1 pseudogene is annotated in these 585 nt (G+C 36.2%); it reads right to left on the bottom strand.

What is annotated here, in order from left to right:
• Positions 1–348: 348 nt before the first annotated feature.
• Positions 349–585: pseudogene (locus tag MCY_RS09725) on the bottom strand (type ISP restriction/modification enzyme); the annotation flags it as partial.

Here is a 585-nt window from a genome sequence, read left to right as displayed (position 1 = left end):
GATTGAGTAGCATAGGTTTCACGAATGCGATCATCTAATATCGGATAGGGAGTATTCTTCGCATTATCATTTTCACTTTTTTGTCCTACCGAATAAGGGGGATTGCCAAAAATTACTTTGATATTTAGATTTTGTCTTGGTAATGGTTTTTCTTCAATTAGCAGCTTATTCATATTTTTACCGCGCTATTCCGCCTTACGCACGTCACGTTTAAATTGTCTTAAGCGAACAAGTATTAGCATATTAAATGCCTAAATCCTTAAAAAGGGCATCAGCGTTTTTAAATGTCTTACCTTTTCCTTCACTTAATTCCTTTATAGCTTTACGTGTGACAATATTAGGTACTTTTTCTCTAATTTCTAATTTTGGTAAGTTTCTCACGATTTTCATTGTTTCTAAACTTACGGTAATAACCCTTTGAAATAACTCTAGAGGGTAGGCAGGGTTGCCAATGGTTTCAACAGCATAGCGATTAGCATCATTCACAATGCCACTCTTTTTATCAGTCTTAACGCATTGACGCCCCATAACCCATTCAAGAGCGGGTTTACCATTGACGATATACTCATAAGCTTCAAGAGGGAT

The organism is Bartonella rattimassiliensis 15908 (genome assembly GCF_000278215.1).
Lineage (GTDB): Bacteria > Pseudomonadota > Alphaproteobacteria > Rhizobiales > Rhizobiaceae > Bartonella > Bartonella rattimassiliensis.
Note: the sequence above shows the minus strand (reverse complement) of the source record. Positions and strands in the feature narration are given on the sequence as shown.